The organism is Streptomyces sp. NPDC003027 (assembly GCF_053591435.1).
Genome location: NZ_JBSFTU010000001.1, coordinates 259,785 through 277,453, shown reverse-complemented (window position 1 = coordinate 277,453; position 17,669 = coordinate 259,785). Strand labels below are relative to the sequence as shown.

Below are 17,669 nucleotides of genomic sequence, written 5' to 3'. Positions count from 1 at the left end.
ACACCACCCATATCACCCCATATAGGCGCTTGACCTGTGAAAAGGCCCGGACTATGGGTCCCGGGCCGTTCGCCGGGAGTGCGATGGGCGGTAGTACACGGGGTCGTTGCCACGGCCTGCCGAGCCTGCTTGTCTGGTGGACGTCGCCAGGCAGCCGGCGCTCAGCGCAGCTCCTCGGACAGGCCGATTCCTCACGGTTCCCGGATTCCCGGGCTCTGGTTCCGGCTTGCCTGAAACGCCCGGCGAAGACCATGTTCCCGACGTTAGGTGTCTACGTTGTTCCGCTCCATCGCCACTCGTGTCTCCGCCCGCAAGAAGACCTTCGCCGCCTCCGCAGCCGTGCTGCTGGGCGCCTCGGGCGCGGTGCTGGGCACGACGGCCTCGGCCTCGGCCGCGACCCCGCAGGAGATTGCCAAGCAGATCGTCCCTGCTTCGCAGTACCAGGCGTTCAGCAAGATCGTGTCGCACGAGTCCGGCTGGAACCACACCGCGACCAACTCCTCCAGCGGCGCCTACGGCCTGGTCCAGGCCCTGCCGGCCACGAAGATGGCCTCGGCCGGCTCCGACTGGAAGACCAACCCGGCCACGCAGATCAAGTGGGGCCTGAACTACATGAACGAGCGCTACGGCAGCCCGAACGCCGCCTGGGCGTTCTGGCAGGCCAACGGCTGGTACTAAGAGACAGCCGCCTTCCGCACGGCCCCGCCCTCCTTCCGGAGGTGCGGGGCCGGCCGCGTTCTCCGGCCACCCGGCCCCGAAGCCCTGCAACCACTACAGCCCTTGCAACCGCCGGATGATGGTGCCGGTGGCCAGCGCCCCGCCCGCGCACATGGTGATCAGCGCGGACTCCTTGTCCGTAGGACAACGACCCCGAGGTCTTCGAACGCCCGGAGATCGAGCTGATCCCACGCCCGGCCCCCGCTCCCGCGCTGCGGCGTCGGGGCGTTTCGGGCCGCGGAACCGGACCTGTGTGCGTCGCGTCTGACCTCGCATGCGGGGGAAACACAGAATTCTGGCCATGATCGTCGCGCTGCTGGCGCTCCAGCTCGGCTCACTCGTGGCCCCGGCGTACGCCTGCGGCTGCGGAGCCATGGTCTCCGACCGCGCCCAGCGCATCGGCGTGGACCGGGAGACCTCGGCCGTGCGCTGGGACGGCCGTACGGAAGAGATCGTCATGCGCTTCACCGTGCGCGGGAACGCCGAGCGGGCCGCCTGGATCATGCCCGTACCGAGCCGGGCCGACGTCGCACTGGGCGACGGCGCGCTCTTCGACGAGCTCGAACGGCTCACCCGGCCCGAGTACAGGGACCGGTACTACTTCTGGCCTCGCGGGGACGACTGGCCCTTCGCCGACCGCGACCTGGACGGCGCGGGCGCCGCCCCGCCCGGCGCGAGCGCCGCCGACGTCGGCGTCGTCGGACGCGAGCGGCTCGGCCCCTTCGACGTGGCGCGGCTGACCGCGACGGACCCGAAGGCGCTCAGCGGCTGGCTGGAACAGAACGGCTTCGAGCTCTCCGACCGGCTGGCGACCGAACTGAAGCCGTACGTCGAGAAGGAGTGGGAGTACGTCGCCGTGCGCCTCGCACCCGACGACGAGGGAACGGTGCTGCGAGGCGAGCTCGACCCCTTGAAGATCCGTTTCACCAGCGACACGCTCGTCTACCCGATGCGGCTCTCCCGGCTGGCGAAGACGCCCCAGTCCCTCGGCCTGTACGTGCTCGCGGACCACCGCATGGAGCCGCGAGGCACCATCGGCGGGGCGCGGCCCGAGGTGCGGTTCGCGGGCCCGATCGAACCGGAGGGCGCGGTCGCCGGCCTGGCCGGCGGCGCGGGCCGGGTCTATCTCACCGCCCTCGACCAGGAGTTCCCCGAACCCTCGCGGATCGACGGCGACCACGAGCTGCGGACGGTCTCCGACACCCCCTACCGGGAGATCGTCCACACGGACCGGCTGCTCACGGTCGGCGGCATCCCGGTCTGGCTCCTGACGGTGTCCGGCGTCCTGATGGCGGGCGTCGCGACAGCCGTGGCGGTACGGGTACGGCGGCAGCGCGCCGGGGTACGTTCGGCCGTATGACCAACGACCAATGGACCAGTGTCGACCGCTACTTCACCGATCTGCTCGCCCCGGCCGACGAGGCGCTCGCCGCCGCCCTCGCGGACTCCACGGCCGCCGGGCTGCCGGAGATCGCCGTCGCCCCCAACCAGGGCAAGCTGCTGAACCTGCTCGCCACGACGCTGGGCGCGCGCACGATCCTGGAGATCGGCACGCTCGGCGGCTACAGCACGATCTGGCTGGCCCGCGCCCTGCCCGCCGACGGCAGGCTGATCACCCTGGAGTACAACCCGGCCCACGCCGACGTGGCCCGCGCCAACATCGCCCGCGCCGGCCTCGACAAGAAGGTCGAGGTCCGCACGGGCGCGGCCCTGGACACCCTCCCGCGGCTGGAGGCGGAGGGCACGGGCCCGTTCGACCTCGTCTTCATCGACGCCGACAAGGCGAACAACGCCCACTACGTCTCCTGGGCGCTGAAGCTCTCCCGCCCGGGCGCGCTGATCATCGTCGACAACGTGGTGCGGGGCGGGAAGGTCGCCGTCGCGCACCCGGACGACGCGGCGATCACCGGCACCCGCGAGATGATCGAACTCGTCTCGCGCGAGCCCCGCCTGGACGCGACCGCCGTCCAGACGGTGGGCACCAAGGGCTACGACGGCCTGCTCCTGGCCCGCGTGGTGGGGTAGGGGCCGGCGCCCGGTCGGCAGGCGCCCCTCAGGGCCTCGTCGCGGCGGGAGCGCTCGATCGCCAGCCGGTGAAGAGCGGCACCTCGCCCGAGGCGTCCAGCACCACGACGCCGAAGGGACGGTCGAAGGCGATCTTCTCGACCACCTCCCGCCGGGGCGAGGCGGCGCTGCGGGACATGGCGACGACCGTGACCGCGGCGGCCTCCACCCCCTGCTCCGCGATCTCGACGAGGGCCTCCTGAACGACCTTGGCGAGAAAGAGCCCGTGCGCCGAGAGGCCGGAGAAGTCGGCGTCCGGGCGGACGGCCCGGGTGATGCCGAGCGCGGGCAGCTGCTCGTACACATCGGTCCTCGTACGCAACGAGAAGCGCGGCAGGGCGAGTTCCACACCGTCGGCCCTCAGCCGCTCGCGCGCCCCAACCCCCGCCCAGGCGGCCGCCAGCGCCTCGGCGGGGCCGTCGCCGTCCGCGCCGAGGACGAACCGCACCCGCACGGCGCCGCCTTCCTCGCCCGCGCACGGCAGCTCGACGACGGTCGCCCCGCCGACCCGCCACGCCCACGACGCCGGGATCCGCCGGTGCATGGTCGGTACGGAGGTGGTGGCGCCGCGCCCGTCCGTGAACGGTTCGTCCCGCGTCCCCGCGACCGGGAACGCCGTGAGCCAGGACGCCCGGAGCGCGAGGGCGTCGACCAGCACCAGGTCCTCGGAGCCGTCCAGGTCGAGCGGCAGCCGGTCGATCAGGCCGCCGGTGGCCCGCGCCACCCAGGAGTCGAGCGCGCTCTGCGCGGTCCCGTCGGCCAGGGTGCCGAAGCCGACGCCGGGCAGCCCCCGGCGGAAGGCGGGCAGCACCGGCACCCTGCTCCACACGCCGGTAGCCACCGCGAGCCCGTCGGTCCGCGCCAGCCGCCGTACCGCAGCGGTCACCGTCTCGGCGGCCGCCTCGCCCTCGACGCCGAGCAGCTCCCGCAGCTCCTCGGCTGTCCGGGTACGGGCGCCGGAGGCGACGGCCGCGAGGCCCAGCCACAGGCCGGCCGGCGAGCAGACGAAGTCGTCGTCGCCCAGCCGGGGCAGCCACCGCGCGGCGAGCGCCCGAATGGCATCCGTATGCGTCGCCAGTTCCGCGCCGGCCATATCCTGCCCCCCATGAGCATCGTGAAGATCAATGTCCTGACCGTGCCGGCCGAGCAGCGTGAGGTGCTGGAACAGCGCTTCGCCTCGCGGGCCGGGGCCGTGGAGGGCTCCGACGGCTTCGAGTGGTTCGAGCTGCTGCGCCCCGTGGAGGGTACCGACCAGTACCTGGTGTACACCCGCTGGCGCAGCGAGGAGGACTTCCAGAACTGGATGAACGGTTCCATGAAGGCCGCCCACCAGGGCACTTCGGGTGGTGGCGAGGGCGGTGGCCCGGGCGAGGGCGGCGGAGAGCGCCCGAAGCCCGCGGCGACCGGCTCCACGCTGTGGTCGTTCGAGGTCGTCCAGCAGGCGTCTGCGAAGTAGCCCGCGCAGGCCATCGGCCGCGGCCGCAAAGGGGAGGCGCGGCCGGACCCGCACCACCCACAATGGCGCCATGACCTGGAACTTCTCCCCCGAGCGCGTCGACACTCCGGCCGCCACCGCCCTTCGCCGCGACTACTACGACGAGGTCGCGAGCCGCTACTGGAAGCGGCCCTCGACCGCGGCGGAGATCGACGAGGGCCTGACCAACGACGGCGTGGAGCTGCTGACTCCGCCGACGGGCGGGTTCCTGGTCGGTAGCTTCGCGGACGAGCCTGCCGCCTGCGGCGGGGTACTGATGCTGGACGAGGAGCGCGCCGAGCTGACGCGCGTGTACATCCGGCCCTCGTTCCGCGGCAACGGCGGTGCGGGGCTTCTCCTCGGCGGGCTGGAGACGGCCGCCCGCGAGCTGGGGGCGCGCCGGATGGTCCTCAACACCCGTCTCGATCTCATCGAGGCGCGCACGCTGTACACCCGGCACGGGTACGCGGAGATACCCGCTTACTGCGAGGGTCCGTACATGGACATCTGGTACGGCAAGGAGCTGTAGACGGGCGCCGTGGGGGCGCGGGCGCGGCGGGTGGCAGGCGGCGGCCCGGGCCCTGCGGCAAGGGGCTCCCTGGGACAGGCGCCGTCAGGCGTGGTGGTCGCGGGGCGGCGCGGGCGCGTGCGGCCGTTCCGCGTCCGAGCCGCTCAGTTCGGCCGTCAGCTCCTCCACCAGTTTCACCAGATCCGTGGGCCGCTCCGGCCCCCACCAGTCCCCGAGCAGCTCCGCCAGCGACTCCTCGCGCGCCTTGGCCAGCCTGGCCGCCGTCTCGACCCCCTCGTCCGTGAGCATCAGTTGCAGTCCCTCACGGCGGGCCAGCCGTCGCCCCTCGACCTCACGGGCCGCCTCGGTGATGAACCGCAGCGGTACTGGCGTGGTCTCGGCCAGCCGGGCGGGCTCGACGGTGCCGTGGCGGCGGATCCGCAGCAACAGCCAGCTCGACGCGGGCAGCAGGTCGAGCCCCGCCTTCGCGGTGATCTTCTCGTAGATCGCCTTGCGTCCCTCGCGGGAGCCGAGCACCGACAGGGCGCGGGCGCACTCGTCGTACGAGGAGCGCTCCACCGGGTTGGAGGCCAGGGTCTGGCTGGGGTCGGGGGCGGTGACGGAACCGCGCAGCTTGTCCTCCTTCAGGAACCAGGCGACCACGAAGGCGATGACGACGACCGGCGCCGCGTAGAGGAACACGTCGGTGATCGAGGTGGCGTACGCGTGCAGGACGGAGGGGCGCAGCCCGGGCGGGAGGGCGGCGATGGCGCGCGGGTCGGCGGCCAGCTGGTCGGGACCGGTTCCGGGCGGCACGTTCTGTCCGGCGAGGGCGTCGTCGAGCTTGTGGGTGAGCCGGTTGGTGAAGATCGTGCCGAAGATGGCGACGCCGAAGGAGGCTCCGATGGAGCGGAAGAACGTGGCGCCGGAGGTGGCGACGCCCAGGTCCCGGTAGGAGACGGCGTTCTGCACGACGAGCACGAGGACCTGCATGACCAGGCCGAGGCCGGCTCCGAAGACGAAGAAGTAGACGCTCATCGCCCAGGTGGAGCTGGTCTCGGTCAGCTCGTTGAGGAGGAGCAGCCCGAGGGCGGTGAGGGCCGTTCCGGCGATGGGGAAGACCTTCCAGCGGCCGGTGCGGGAGACGATCTGGCCGGACGCCGTGGAGGTGATGAGCATGCCGAGGACCATCGGCAGCATGTGGACACCGGACATCGTCGGGGTGACGCCCTGGACCACTTGGAGGAAGGTCGGCAGATAGGTCATCGCGCCGAACATCGCGAAGCCGATGACGAAGCTGATGACCGAGACGAGGGTGAAGGTCCTGATCCGGAACAGCTTCAGGGGCAGGACGGGCTCGACGGCGCGCTTCTCGACGTACACGAACCAGGCCAGGAGTACGGCTCCGAGGACCGCGAGCCCGATGATCTGCGGGGAGCCCCACGCCCAGGTGGTGCCGCCGAGCGAGGCCACCAGGACCAGGCAGGTGGCCACGGAGGCGATGAGGAAGGTGCCGAGGTAGTCGATGGTGTGGCGGGTGCCGCGGGCCGGGATGTGCAGCACGGCGGCGATCACGAAGAGGGCCACCACGCCGATGGGCAGGTTGATGTAGAAGACCCAGCGCCAGGAGAGATGCTCGGTGAACAGCCCTCCCAGGAGGGGTCCGAGGACGCTCGTGGCACCGAAGACGGCGCCGAAGAGACCCTGGTACTTTCCGCGTTCCCGTGGGGAGACGAGGTCGCCGACGATCGCCATCGACAGGACCATGAGTCCGCCGCCGCCGAGGCCCTGGACGCCGCGGAAGGCGATGAGCTGCGGCATGTTCTGGGCGATGCCGCAGAGGGCGGAGCCGAGGAGGAAGATGACGATGGCGGCCTGGAAGAGCTTCTTGCGGCCGTACTGGTCGCCGAGCTTGCCCCACAGCGGGGTGGCGGCGGTCGACGCCAGCATGTAGGCGGTGACGACCCACGACAGATGTTCCATGCCGCCGAGTTCGCTGACGATGGTCGGCAGGGCGGTGGAGACGATGGTCTGGTCGAGCGCGGCGAGCAGCATGCCGAGCAGCAGCGCACCGATCGCGACGACGACGGTGCGGTGGCTCAGCCCCTCTCCCGGCGCGGGGCCGCCGCCGACGTCCGGCGTGCGTACGTCCTGGGCCATGGGCACTTACCTCCGAGGGTCCTCAGTACCCCCCATCCTGATTGCTATGTCCGGTTATGGCCTGCCGAGGAGAACGGCTGTTCAGGTGGAGGTGTGAGGCGGCCTGCATAATCGCTCGCAGTTGAACTGGGGAGGGAACCCACGGTGCTCGGACACGTCTGTCCTGAATGCGGTGCACGGAGACCGGGCTGCGGCTGCGCCCAGGCGGAGATCGCGGCGGCGGAGGACTTCGACCCGTTGCGGATTCGCCCGTACGTGACACTGGAGCCGCCGCCGGCACGACCGGCGGGGGCTGCGGGGGCTGCGGGATACGGGGCCGCTCCGGTTCCGCCGCAGGGAGTACGGGATACGGCAGCGGAAGCGGGCCCGGCGAACGCGGGGGCGGGGCCGGTCGGGCCTGTGGCGGCCGGCACCGGGCCGGTCGGGCCTGTGGCGGTCGGGGCGGGACCGCTCCCGCCGGAACGGACGGGGCTGGGGCCGGTCGGGCCGATACCGGCTGACCCGGCGCCGCGGCGGACGAGCGCGATGCCGCTCCCGCCGCAGCAGGCCGCGCCGGGGGCGGGCGGACCGGTACCGGGCGGCGCAGGGGCACTCCCGCCGCAGCGGGCCGTGCCGGGGCCGGGGCCGGACGGCGGACCGGTACTAGCCGGCCCGATACCGGGCGGCGCGGGGCCGCTCGGGGGTGCGCCGGTCGCTTCGGTGAGGCTTGAGTCACCGCAGTCACCGCAGTCGCCACATTCGCCGCAGTCACCGCAGTCACCGCAGTCGCCGGAGTCGCCTTCGGAGCGGACCACGCCGCTTGCCGTGATCGTTCCGGCGCCGCCGCCCGGCCCCGCGCCCACCCCGGCAGCCGCTCCCGCCCCCGCTCCCGCCCCGGCGCCGCAGGAGGCGTACCCCACCGACCCGTCCGAGACGATGACGCTGCTGCTGCGCGGGGTCGTCGGTGATCCGGCCGCCCACGGGCGGCTCGCGGACGGCTTCGGGGACGACGACCGGCCCGAGCTGCCCGCCACCCGTCGGCGCGGCGCGCTCGTCGCGCTGGCGGCGGCCGTCGCCGTCGCCGTGATCGGCACGGCGGCCCTCGCCGCCGGGCTCCTCGACGGTGACGGCGAGACCGAGGACCGGGCGGCCGTGCCCACCGTCACCACGAGCGCGTCCGAGAACGTCGCCGTCTCCGAAGCACCGTCCCCGTCCTCCTCGACCTCCACCCCGGCCACGTCCCCCTCCCCCACCGCCTCACCGTCCGCGCGGACGACGGCCTCTTCGGCCTCGGCCCCGGCCGCCGGCTCGGGGACCGCGACGGCCGCCTCCACCGGTGCGGCCGGGCCACCGCCGCCGTCGCCGTCGACGAGCCGGAGCGGCACCGCCCCGGCCGTCGCTCCGACCCGGACCACCGACGAGCCGACCCTGCGCCGCGGGGACAGCGGGGCCGAGGTCAGGGAGCTCCAGAAGCGCCTGCGCCAGGTGGGGCTGTACGAAGGCCGGGCGGACGGCGTGTACGACAGGGACGTCGAGGTCGCCGTCGCGCGCTACCAGTCGTACAAGTACATCCCGGAGGACCCGGAGGGCGTGTACGGGCCCCACACGCGCCGCGCCCTGGAGGCCGACACGCGCGGGTGAGTTCCGTCATGCGGGACGGGGTGGCGCGCCGGCATCTCGTTTTGTATCGTGGAGGAACAAAGTGGCCCCGCTCGCACTCCCTGACCGGTGAGCGGGTCCACTTCGTTTTCTCCCACCCCCTTCGGAGACCCTCGATGCACGCCACCACCCCGGCAACGCTCACCGCTCGCGCCCTGCTCCTCGACATGGACGGCACCCTCGTCAACTCGGACGCGGTCGTCGAGCGCTGCTGGCGCCGGTGGGCCGTGCGCCACGGACTCGACCCGGAGCAGGCACTCAAGGTCGTCCACGGCCGCCAGGGGTACGCGACGATGGCCGTCCTCCTTCCCGACCGGCCCATGGAGGAGAACCACGCGGACAACCGCGTGATGCTGGCCGAGGAGACCGCCGACCTGGACGGTGTCGTGCCGATCCCCGGCGCCCCCGCCTTCATGGACGCGATAGCCGCCCTGCCGCACGCGCTGGTGACCTCGGCCGACGCGGCCCTCGCCCGGGCCCGGATGGGCGCCGCGGCGCTGCGGATGCCGGAGACCCGGGTCACTGCGGAGTGTGTCGGCGCGAGCAAGCCGGACCCGGAGGGCTTCCTCAAGGGTGCGGCGGAACTGGGCTTCGACCCGGCGGACTGCGTGGTCTTCGAGGACTCCGAGGCCGGTATCCAGGCGGGCCGCGCGGCGGGCATGCGGGTGGTCGGCGTGGGCCCGCGAGCGGCCGCCTTCGCCCCGGACGTCCACGTCGAGGACCTGACCTCCCTGCGGGTCACCGCGGACGCGGCCGGCACGATCCGGCTGACGTTCCTGGCGTAAGCCACCTCGCGGGCCCGCGCCCACCACCCGCGCCGGCCCCGCCCGCCCCCTCCTGGCGCCGACACGCGCCCGCCCGTCACTCCCCTCGCGCCAGTCGCCCCCGCGCCACCAGTTCCAGGGCCACCGCGGTCGCCACCGCCTGGACCACCATCAGGGCCACCAGGACGAACAGCTGCACCGCCCCCGCCTCCCACGGGGACGCGCCGCCCAGCAGCATCCCCACGAACGCGCCGGGCAACGTCACCAGACCCACCGTCCTCGTCTGGTCGAGCCCAGGGAGCAGCGCGTCCGAGGCCGCCTGCCGGGCCACCTCCAGACGGGCCTCCCGTGCCTGGAGACCGAGCGCGAGCCCCGCCTCCACCTCGCCTCGCCGCGTCTCCAGTTCGTCGAGCGCGCGCCGCCCCGCGAGCACCGTGGCCGTCAGCGCCCCGCCGATGAGGATGCCCGTCACGGGGATGAGCGCCACGCCGCGCACCGGTACGAGCCCGGTGAGCACGAGCGCCCCCACGACCGGCGCCACACCCGCCCCGAGGGGCACCCCGGCCCACCACCAGCCGCGCCCCGGCGCGGGGACGATCCGCCGCCCGGCCGTCCACACCGCGACGCCGTACATCAGCAGCAGGAACCCCAGCAGCAGCGGCACATGGCGCATCACCCAGCCGATCACCAAGGAGACGGCCAGGAGTTGAACGGCCGCCCGCCCGCCGGCGACCAGGCTGTCGCGGGCGCGCCCGAGCCGGGCGACGGCCACCACCCCCGCGGCCACGGCGAGCAGAACGGTGAGAACCACCCCGAAGGTGACATCGACGTCCAGAAGCACGCGCCAACCCTAGGCCCCCGGCGGGAACCTGTCGTTCCGTCACCCTCTCCCCACCCCTTGATGTGACGTGCTCATGTCGTCACGCTGTTACCTGGCGCACCCCCCACCGCAACCTGGCGCCGCCACGATGACCGGGCCGCCCGGCACCCGCCCGCGGACGGCAGGTCAAAGATCCCCCACCTCAAGGGAGTTCACATGCTCGCCGCCACCGTCTACGCGCGTCGAATCGCCCGCCGCGCGGGCGTTCTCACCGCCACCGCCGCCCTCGCCTTCACCGGCCTCCTGGCCACCGCCCCCGCCGCCCAGGCCGCCCCGCCCACCCCGGTCAGCGCCGCCACCGCCCGTACGTACCTCGCCTCCCTCACCGTGAAGGCGGAAGGTTCCTCCAGCGGCTACAGCCGGGATCTCTTCCCCCACTGGATCACCCAGTCGGGCGCGTGCAACACCCGCGAGGTCGTCCTCGAGCGGGACGGCGTGAACGTCGTGCGAGACTCCAGCTGCGCGGCCGTCAGCGGCAGTTGGTACTCCGAGTACGACGGCGCCACCTGGACGGCCGCGTCCGACCTCGACATCGACCACGTCGTGGCGCTCGCCGAGGCCTGGCGCTCGGGCGCCAACTCCTGGACGACCTCCCAGCGGCAGGCGTTCGCCAACGACCTGACCCGTCCGCAGCTCATCGCGGTCACCGACAACGTCAACCAGGCCAAGAGCGACCTCGACCCGGCGGAGTGGATGCCGTCACGCACCGCGTACCGCTGCACGTACGCCCGTATGTGGGTGCACGTGAAGTACTACTGGAAGCTCAGCGTCGACTCGGCCGAGAAGAGCGCCCTCCAGTCCGTCCTCAACGGCTGCTGAGACGACCGCCGGATCGGCCGTCAGGCCGACTGCCGAGCCGGCGGCTGAGACGGCTGCCGAGTCGGCTGCTGAGTCGGCTGCTGAGTGGCTACTGAGACCGGACGGGGAACGCTTCCCGGCTCCCTCCGTCGTTCCGTACCGTACGGCGGGACGACGGAGGGGGATCAACGATGGCGGCAGGACTCAGACTCGGACCACTGCTGCGGTACGTGGACGGGGTGACGGGCGACAGCGCGACGGTGTGGGTCGAGGCCGACCGCCCGTGCGGGGCGGAAGTCCGGTGCGAGGACGGCGCCGGCGGCCGGACGCGTACGTTCCAGATCGCCGGACACCACTACGCCCTGATCCCGGTGACCGGCCTGACGCCGGGCAAGGCGACACCGTACGAGGTACTGCTCGACGGCCGCCGCGTCTGGCCCCTGCCGGGCTCGCCCTTCCCGCCGAGCACCATCCGCACCCCCGCCCACGGCCCGGACGCCGATCTCCGGGTCGTCTTCGGCTCCTGCCGCTGGGCGGCGAAACCCGCGACCGGCCGCGACCCCGTCGGCCCGGACGCGCTCGACACCCTGGCGGCGGTCCTGTCGACGGCCTTGGCCACGGCCCCGGCCACGGGGCCCTCGGCCGCCGAACTGCCCGACGTGCTGCTGCTCCTGGGCGACCAGGTGTACGCGGACGAGACCTCCGCTCCCACCCGCCGCCGGCTCGCCGCCCGCCGCGATCCCCGCGACCCTCCGGGGGCGGAGGTCGGGGAGTACGAGGAGTACACCTGGCTCTACGACGAGTCCTGGCGCGACCCCGAGGTCCGCTGGCTGCTCTCCACCGTCCCCAGCTGCATGATCTTCGACGACCACGACATCATCGACGACTGGAACACCAGCGCCGCCTGGCTGGCACGGACGCGCCGCACGCCCTGGTGGCGCGAGCGCGTGCTGAGCGGGCTGATGTCGTACTGGGTGTACCAGCACCTCGGCAATCTCTCCCCGGCCGAACTGGCGGCGGACCCTCTGTACGCGGAGGTGTGCGCCGTGCCCGACGGCACCGAACGGCTTCGGCGGTTCGCGTCGGAGGCGGATTCCGATCCGGCGGGGGTGCGGTGGAGTTACCGCAGGGACTTCGGCCGGACCCGGCTGCTGATGATCGACACGCGGGCCGCGCGCGTCCTGCGGGAGGACGCGCGCGCGATGCTCGACCCGGCCGAGGCCGACTGGGTACGCGCTCAGGCGCTCGCCGACCCGGGCACGTACGACCATCTCCTCGTCGGCACCTCGCTGCCCTGGCTGCTGCCGCCGCTCGTCCACGACGCGGAGGCGTGGAGCACGGCGCTGTGCCGGGGCGAGCGGGGCGGACCCGACGGCCGCTGGGCGCGGTTCGCCGAAGCTCTGCGGCAGCGCGCGGACCTGGAGCACTGGGCGGCGTTCCCGTCGTCCTTCGACGCGCTGACGGCGCTGCTGGCGGAAGCGGGGAGCGGGCCTCAGGCGCCGGCGACGGTCTGCGTGCTGTCGGGGGACGTCCACCACGCGTACGTGGCGGAACCGCGGTGGCCGGAGTCGCCGGAGTCGCCGGAGTCGCTGGAGTCGCTGGAGTCGCTGGAGTCGCGGGCAACCCAGGCGCCCGCCATGGGTTCCGCGCCTGCGCCGCCTCCGGTGGCGCGCGTGGTGCAGCTGACCTGTTCCCCGCTGCACAACGCGGTCCCGGCCTCGATACGTCTCGGTTTCCGCTTCGGCTGGAGCGGCGCGGGGCGGCTCCTGGGCCGGGGGCTGGCCCGGCACGGCCGGGTGGGACGGCCGGTGATCGACTGGCGCAGGACCGGCGGACCGTGGTTCGGGAATCAGCTGATGACGCTGGTACTCCGGGGGCGCCAGGCGCATCTGAGGCTGGATCAGGCGCGGCGCGGGGGGCGGCTGGTGACCGTCGACGAGCGACCGCTCGGCGAGGAGTGACGCTCGTCACACAAACAGTCTCGGCCAAATGTTGAACTTGCAAGTACTAGTGAGGGGTGCCTAACCTGACGGCCTCATCGGTTCCGTCCCCCGCGCTCCGTTCCCCGTGAACGGGCAAGACCGAAGGAGTCCCACCCCCCATGAACACTCTGGTCACCCGCTTGGATCAGGCCCAGCCGTACGCGCTCGGGCTGTTCCGCGTCGTCATCGGCCTGCTCTTCGCCTGCCACGGCGCCGCCTCGCTCTTCGGCGTCCTCGGCGGTGCGATGGGCGGCGGCACGATAGAAGCCGGCATCTGGCCGGGCTGGTACGCCGCCGCGATCCAGCTCGTCGCCGGTGTCCTGGTCCTGGCCGGCCTGGGCACCCGTACCGCCGCGTTCATCGCGTCCGGCTCGATGGCGTACGCGTACTTCACGGTCCACCAGCCCGAGGCGCTCTTCCCGCTGCAGAACAGCGGCGAGACCGCGGCGCTCTTCTGCTGGGGGTTCCTGCTGCTGGTCTTCACCGGCCCGGGCGCGCTGGCCCTCGACCGGCTGTTCGGCGCCCGGGGCGCCGAGGCGCCCCGGAGCGAGGAGAAGCACGCGCCGGTCGCGGCGTAACGTTTCCGCACCGCCACAGGGGCCGCCGGACCGCGGGAGCGGTTCCCGGCCCCTGTGCCGTACGCGATCAGGCCCCAGCGCTCGCGCCGTATCCCCTGTACGCGATCAGGCTCCCGGACGCCCGTGCCGTACCCCCTGTACGCGATCAGGCTCCCGGACGCCCGTGCCGTACGCGCGGCGCTGCGCGACCCCGTCCCCCACCGCCCGCACGGCCCCGCGTACGCTCTGGCTCTGTGAACGTGCTCGACAGCATGGGGTCACTGAGGTCACTGACCGCGGGCCCGTGGATCTACGCGGCGGTGGCGGCGTCGGTGCTTCTCGACGTCTTCCTGCCCGTGCTGCCGAGCGGGGTCCTGGTGATCACGGCCGCGACGGCGGCGGCGACCGCCACGGCGGCGTCCCCTGACGTGCCCTCCGTACTCCCGTTGCTGCTCTGCGCGGCCGCGGCCTCGGTCCTCGGCGACTTCGTGGCGTACCGGCTCGCCTGGCGGGGCGGGGCGCGGCTCGACCGGGCCATCGCGCGGTCCCGGCGGCTGACCGTCGCGCAGGAACGTCTCGGCGCGGCGCTGGCGCGGGGCGGCGGTCTGCTCGTGGTGATCGCGCGGTTCGCCCCGGCGGGCCGGTCGGTGGTCTCCTTCGGCGCGGGCGCGACCAAGCGCCGGATCGAGGAGTTCCTTCCGTGGTCGGCGCTGGCGGGCGTGGCCTGGGCCGGCTACAGCGTGGGCCTGGGCTGGCTGGGCGGGCAGTGGCTGGGCGCGACCTGGTTCAGCGCGGGGGTCTCCGTCCTCGCACTGTTCCTGGCCGGAACGCTGGCGGCCTACGTCATACAGCGTCCGGCTGCGGCTCCCGCTCCGGCTTCCTGAGCCCGGGCGGGTCGGCGGCGCGGTGGGCCCCATGGGCGCTGTGCGCGCCACGTACTTCGAGGCCGTCGAGGAGTCGGGCGGTGGCGCGGGCGATCTCGTCCACGGCCCGGTCGAAGACCTCGCGGTTGTGCGCGGCGGGCGCACGGAAGCCGGAGACCTTGCGGACGTACTGCAGGGCGGCGGCGTGGATGTCGTCCTCGGTGGCCTCTTCGGGCAGGACGGGCGGACGGAGGGTCTTGATGCTGCGGCACATGCCTCCAGTGTGACGCGGCCCACTGACAACGGTCGGCTGCCGAGGACAGCGGTCGACTGTCAGCTGACAACAGTGGCCGCCGAGGGCAACGGTGCTGCCGGCCGACCCCGGTCGCTGCCGGCCGACCCCGGTCGCTGCCTGCCGACCCCGGTCGCTGCCTGCCGACCCCGGTCGCTGCCTGCCGACCACGGTCGCAGCCGACCACGGCGGGCCGGTCGCCTGCCTGCCGGAGCCGCTCAGCTGCCCAGAGCGCGCCTGCTGCGGGCGTTGATCTCCGCCGCGCGGGCCCGCAGCTCCCGGAGGGGCGTGGCGAGCTGCACGTCGGCAGGCTCGGCCTCCCACGCGCGGCCGCCGCTGACGGGCCGGATGAGGAACCGGTCGGCGACGCTGTCCACGTAGAACCCGACCCGCCCGGTGGCGGTGTCGCGGACGAGGTCACCGACCTCGGGCAGTGGCTCCACGAAACCCCTCCGTCCCGGATCCCAGGTCTCTAGAGATACACCCAGAGAAACCTCGTGACCCCTCACTGTCAACGTATCTCTAGAGAAGTCCCCCGATGGGCGGATCGGCCGCTCAGGTCGGCGCACACGTGTGCTCCACCGCGAAGAAGCGCGCCGTAGGGTGTCCCGCAGACGAAGGGAGTGGTCCACCCATGACTGACCAGGACAGCGGTCGTCGGCCGAAGTACCAGCGCATCGCCGACGAGTTGAGAACCGCCATCCAGTCAGGCGCCTTCGCCCCCGGCGACCGGCTCCCGGGCGAGAACGATCTCATGACGCGGTACGAGGTGGCCCGGATGACGGCCCGCCAGGCGTTGTCCGTGCTGCGGAACGAGGGCCTCGCCGAGGCGCGGAGGGGTGCGGGGGTCTTCGTCCGCGCCTTCCGCCCGCTGCGCCGCCGGGGCATCCCCCGGCTGGCGCGGGAGCACTGGGGCACGGGCCGCTCGGTCTGGTCGGCGGACATCGAGGACCGCGCGCTCGCGGTGGACCAGATCGAGGTCGGCGAGGCCGCCGCGAGCGCCGGGGTCGCCGAGGCGCTGGCGCTTCCCCCGGAGTCACCGGTCTGCGTCCGCAGCCGCCGCTTCGTCCTGGACGACAAGCCGGTGCTGCTCTCGGTGTCGTACCTCCCGGCCGCCCTCACCCACGGGACGCCCATCGCGGCGGCGGACACGGGACCGGGCGGCACCTACGCGCGGCTCGCCGAACTCGGACACCAGCCGGTCCACTTCCGTGAGGAGATCCGCTGCCGGATGCCGACGGCCGACGAATCGGCCCGGCTCGCGCTGGAGCTGGGGACGCCGGTGATCCTCATCCGGCGTACGGCCTTCACCGAGGCGGGTGTCGCGGTGGAGCTCAACGAGATGACGCTGGACTCGGCGTCGTACGTCCTGGAGTACGACTTCGACGCGTGACGGTGAAGACGCCGCCGGGCGCGGCGTACGCCACGCTGCCGGAGAACCTCTCGGCCGCCTCCCTCACCGCCTGTTCCGGCTCCGCCCGGGGCCCGACATGGGTCAGCACGAGGCGTCCGGCACCGGCGTCGTGGGCGGACCGCCCGGCCTGCGCGGCGGAGTGGTGCCCGGGCCCCTCGCCGTCGGCCTCACAGATGAACAGCTCGCAGTCGCGGGCGAGTTCGACGAGCGCGGGACACGGCTCGCAGTCCCCGGAGTACGCGATCCGCCGCCCCGCCCCGTCCTCGACGCGCAGCCCGAAGGCGGGCATCCCGTGCTCGACGCCCCTGCTCCGCAGCACCAGACCGCCGACCCGGGCCTCGTGCCCGTCGTACAACTCCTCGACGGCGAAGGCGTCTTCGACCGGACTCCGGCGGGGCCCGTTGGTCAGGAACCCGGCCAGCCGGTCGGCGATCCCCGGCGGCCCGTAGAGGGGCAGGGGCGCGTCGAGGCGGATGTCGGCGTAGAGGAGTCCGTAGTACGCGGTGAGCAGGTCGGCGCAGTGGTCGGCGTGCAGATGCGAGATCCACACGGCATCGACCTGCGCGAGCCCGGCGTACCGCCGCAACTCCCCGAGCGTCCCACTCCCGGCATCCACCCACACCCGGACGCCACCCCCTTCGAGGAGGTACCCGGAGCAGGGATTCCCGACCTGGGGGTAGGGCGTGGCGGACCCGAGCACGGTGATCCGCAGAGAGTCATCGTCCATCCGCGGAGTCTACGGCGGGGACGGATAGGCTTCCGGAGGCCGCTGACCGTAAGCCCTGCAAGCCCTTTCAAACCTGAAAGCCGCCCTGACCTGCTATTACTAACCCCCATCGAACCTTGACTGAAAACCTATGCAGAAACTTGCGCAAGGACGTCCCGCGCCTCGATGATCCGGCCATGGCAAACCTCATGACGCGCGTATCCCGCCCCGTCGCCCTCGCCGCCGGGGCCGCGGCCGGCCTCCTGACCGCCGTGACCGTCGCCCCGTCCGCTGCGGCGGTCGCCGAATCCGCGCCTCCGGAGTGCGTGCGGTACCACTCGGGCTGGCGCTACACCCATGTCGTCAACGACTGCGACGTCACCGTCGCCGTCACGGTCGAGTACACCGACGGCCAGGCCGCCCCGTGCCGCGTCATCGACCCCGGCGCGTGGGCGACCTTCGCCGGATACGGATCGCAGCTCAACTACGTCACGGGACTGAGGACCTGCGATCCCACCACGACGAGCGGCGCCTGAGCCCCAACGTCTCCGAGACCGCCTGCGGCACCGGCCGACAGAGTCCGACGAGGCAACTGGCACGACGCCTCTCCCCCGCCTCCGCGGCCGGGGAACGGACAAGGCCCAGGCTCCCGGTTCAGTACCGGTGGCCTGGGCCTTTGTCGTATATCAAGCGAGTGGGCGCGGACGGTTTCGAACCGCCGACATCTGCTTTGTAAGAGCAGCGCTCTACCCCTGAGCTACGCACCCGTGGAATGAGGCAACAGCGTACATGGCCCATGGGTGGGTCCCGCAAACCGATACCCGTGCGTAGCGGGGCGGGGGGTAGCCCCAC

At 73.0% G+C, this 17,669-nt stretch carries 19 protein-coding genes and 1 tRNA gene; 13 read left to right on the top strand and 7 right to left on the bottom strand.

The genetic code is table 11. The features are described 5' to 3' along the window. Positions 1-276 precede the first annotated feature (276 nt). The 3 genes from ACWDX6_RS01305 (at position 277) to ACWDX6_RS01295 (ending at position 2,742) form a co-directional block, all read left to right on the top strand. Positions 277-678 (top strand): aggregation-promoting factor C-terminal-like domain-containing protein, encoded by a 402-nt coding sequence (locus ACWDX6_RS01305; RefSeq protein WP_451482945.1) that lies wholly within the window; start codon positions 277-279, stop codon positions 676-678. A 340-nt stretch (positions 679-1,018) separates the two neighbouring features. Then, positions 1,019-2,077: a DUF2330 domain-containing protein gene (locus ACWDX6_RS01300; RefSeq protein WP_451482867.1), complete on the top strand. Its 1,059-nt coding sequence runs from the start codon at positions 1,019-1,021 to the stop codon at positions 2,075-2,077. Further along, positions 2,074-2,742, top strand: coding sequence for an O-methyltransferase (locus ACWDX6_RS01295; protein ID WP_451482866.1), 669 nt, complete (start codon positions 2,074-2,076; stop codon positions 2,740-2,742). Before ACWDX6_RS01300 ends, ACWDX6_RS01295 begins: the two co-directional genes overlap by 4 nt. 28 nt (positions 2,743-2,770) lie before the next feature. On the opposite strand, the gene ACWDX6_RS01290 is transcribed toward ACWDX6_RS01295, so the two are convergent. Next, positions 2,771-3,874: a serpin family protein gene (locus ACWDX6_RS01290; protein WP_451482865.1), complete on the bottom strand. Its 1,104-nt coding sequence runs from the start codon at positions 3,872-3,874 to the stop codon at positions 2,771-2,773. Positions 3,875-3,886: 12 nt separating this feature from the next. Between ACWDX6_RS01290 and ACWDX6_RS01285 the strand changes: the two genes are divergently transcribed. Next, on the top strand, positions 3,887-4,237 hold the full coding sequence (locus ACWDX6_RS01285) for an antibiotic biosynthesis monooxygenase family protein (RefSeq protein ID WP_451482864.1): 351 nt from the start codon (positions 3,887-3,889) through the stop codon (positions 4,235-4,237). Between the two features lie 70 nt (positions 4,238-4,307). Further along, the gene (locus tag ACWDX6_RS01280; RefSeq protein WP_451482863.1) at positions 4,308-4,784 is read left to right on the top strand and encodes a GNAT family N-acetyltransferase; all 477 of its coding nucleotides are present in this window, start codon (positions 4,308-4,310) and stop codon (positions 4,782-4,784) included. A gap of 84 nt (positions 4,785-4,868) precedes the next feature. On the opposite strand, the gene ACWDX6_RS01275 is transcribed toward ACWDX6_RS01280, so the two are convergent. Further along, positions 4,869-6,923, bottom strand: a complete 2,055-nt coding sequence (locus tag ACWDX6_RS01275; protein ID WP_451482862.1) for a DHA2 family efflux MFS transporter permease subunit — start codon at positions 6,921-6,923, stop codon at positions 4,869-4,871. Positions 6,924-7,727: 804 nt separating this feature from the next. Here ACWDX6_RS01275 and ACWDX6_RS01270 point away from each other — a divergent pair. Both ACWDX6_RS01270 and ACWDX6_RS01265 read left to right on the top strand, forming a co-directional pair. After that, positions 7,728-8,543, top strand: coding sequence for a peptidoglycan-binding domain-containing protein (locus ACWDX6_RS01270; RefSeq protein ID WP_451482861.1), 816 nt, complete (start codon positions 7,728-7,730; stop codon positions 8,541-8,543). 134 nt (positions 8,544-8,677) lie between these two features. Then, positions 8,678-9,346 (top strand): HAD-IA family hydrolase, encoded by a 669-nt coding sequence (locus tag ACWDX6_RS01265; protein ID WP_451482860.1) that lies wholly within the window; start codon positions 8,678-8,680, stop codon positions 9,344-9,346. Between the two features lie 76 nt (positions 9,347-9,422). Here ACWDX6_RS01265 and ACWDX6_RS01260 read toward each other — a convergent pair whose 3' ends face one another. Then, on the bottom strand, positions 9,423-10,166 hold the full coding sequence (locus ACWDX6_RS01260; RefSeq protein ID WP_451482859.1) for an ABC transporter permease: 744 nt from the start codon (positions 10,164-10,166) through the stop codon (positions 9,423-9,425). A gap of 195 nt (positions 10,167-10,361) precedes the next feature. Here ACWDX6_RS01260 and ACWDX6_RS01255 point away from each other — a divergent pair, with 195 nt between their 5' ends. The 4 genes from ACWDX6_RS01255 (at position 10,362) to ACWDX6_RS01240 (ending at position 14,426) form a co-directional block, all read left to right on the top strand. After that, entirely contained in the window at positions 10,362-11,024 is a 663-nt protein-coding gene (locus ACWDX6_RS01255; protein ID WP_451482858.1) for an HNH endonuclease family protein, read from the top strand. Positions 11,025-11,194: 170 nt separating this feature from the next. Next, positions 11,195-12,964 (top strand): DUF7800 domain-containing protein, encoded by a 1,770-nt coding sequence (locus tag ACWDX6_RS01250; protein WP_451482857.1) that lies wholly within the window; start codon positions 11,195-11,197, stop codon positions 12,962-12,964. A 149-nt stretch (positions 12,965-13,113) separates the two neighbouring features. After that, complete coding sequence (locus ACWDX6_RS01245; protein WP_451482944.1) at positions 13,114-13,563, top strand: DoxX family protein; 450 nt, start codon at positions 13,114-13,116, stop codon at positions 13,561-13,563. A 251-nt stretch (positions 13,564-13,814) separates the two neighbouring features. Then, a complete protein-coding gene (locus ACWDX6_RS01240) occupies positions 13,815-14,426 on the top strand; it encodes a DedA family protein (RefSeq protein WP_451482943.1) in 612 nt (203 codons plus the stop codon). On the opposite strand, the gene ACWDX6_RS01235 is transcribed toward ACWDX6_RS01240, so the two are convergent. Beyond that, entirely contained in the window at positions 14,386-14,679 is a 294-nt protein-coding gene (locus tag ACWDX6_RS01235; RefSeq protein WP_451482856.1) for a DUF2277 domain-containing protein, read from the bottom strand. The genes ACWDX6_RS01240 and ACWDX6_RS01235 overlap by 41 nt on opposite strands. Before the next feature lie 236 nt (positions 14,680-14,915). After that, the gene (locus ACWDX6_RS01230) at positions 14,916-15,140 is read right to left on the bottom strand and encodes a hypothetical protein (protein WP_451482855.1); all 225 of its coding nucleotides are present in this window, start codon (positions 15,138-15,140) and stop codon (positions 14,916-14,918) included. A 191-nt stretch (positions 15,141-15,331) separates the two neighbouring features. Here ACWDX6_RS01230 and ACWDX6_RS01225 point away from each other — a divergent pair, with 191 nt between their 5' ends. Then, positions 15,332-16,090 (top strand): GntR family transcriptional regulator, encoded by a 759-nt coding sequence (locus ACWDX6_RS01225; RefSeq protein ID WP_451482854.1) that lies wholly within the window; start codon positions 15,332-15,334, stop codon positions 16,088-16,090. On the opposite strand, the gene ACWDX6_RS01220 is transcribed toward ACWDX6_RS01225, so the two are convergent. Beyond that, positions 16,032-16,838 (bottom strand): MBL fold metallo-hydrolase, encoded by an 807-nt coding sequence (locus tag ACWDX6_RS01220; protein WP_451482853.1) that lies wholly within the window; start codon positions 16,836-16,838, stop codon positions 16,032-16,034. The genes ACWDX6_RS01225 and ACWDX6_RS01220 overlap by 59 nt on opposite strands. A gap of 188 nt (positions 16,839-17,026) precedes the next feature. Between ACWDX6_RS01220 and ACWDX6_RS01215 the strand changes: the two genes are divergently transcribed. Beyond that, positions 17,027-17,353 (top strand): alpha-amylase, encoded by a 327-nt coding sequence (locus ACWDX6_RS01215; protein ID WP_451482852.1) that lies wholly within the window; start codon positions 17,027-17,029, stop codon positions 17,351-17,353. Positions 17,354-17,512: 159 nt separating this feature from the next. On the opposite strand, the gene ACWDX6_RS01210 is transcribed toward ACWDX6_RS01215, so the two are convergent. Continuing rightward, positions 17,513-17,584: transfer RNA gene (locus tag ACWDX6_RS01210), tRNA-Val, on the bottom strand. Between the last annotated feature and the right edge of the window lie 85 nt (positions 17,585-17,669).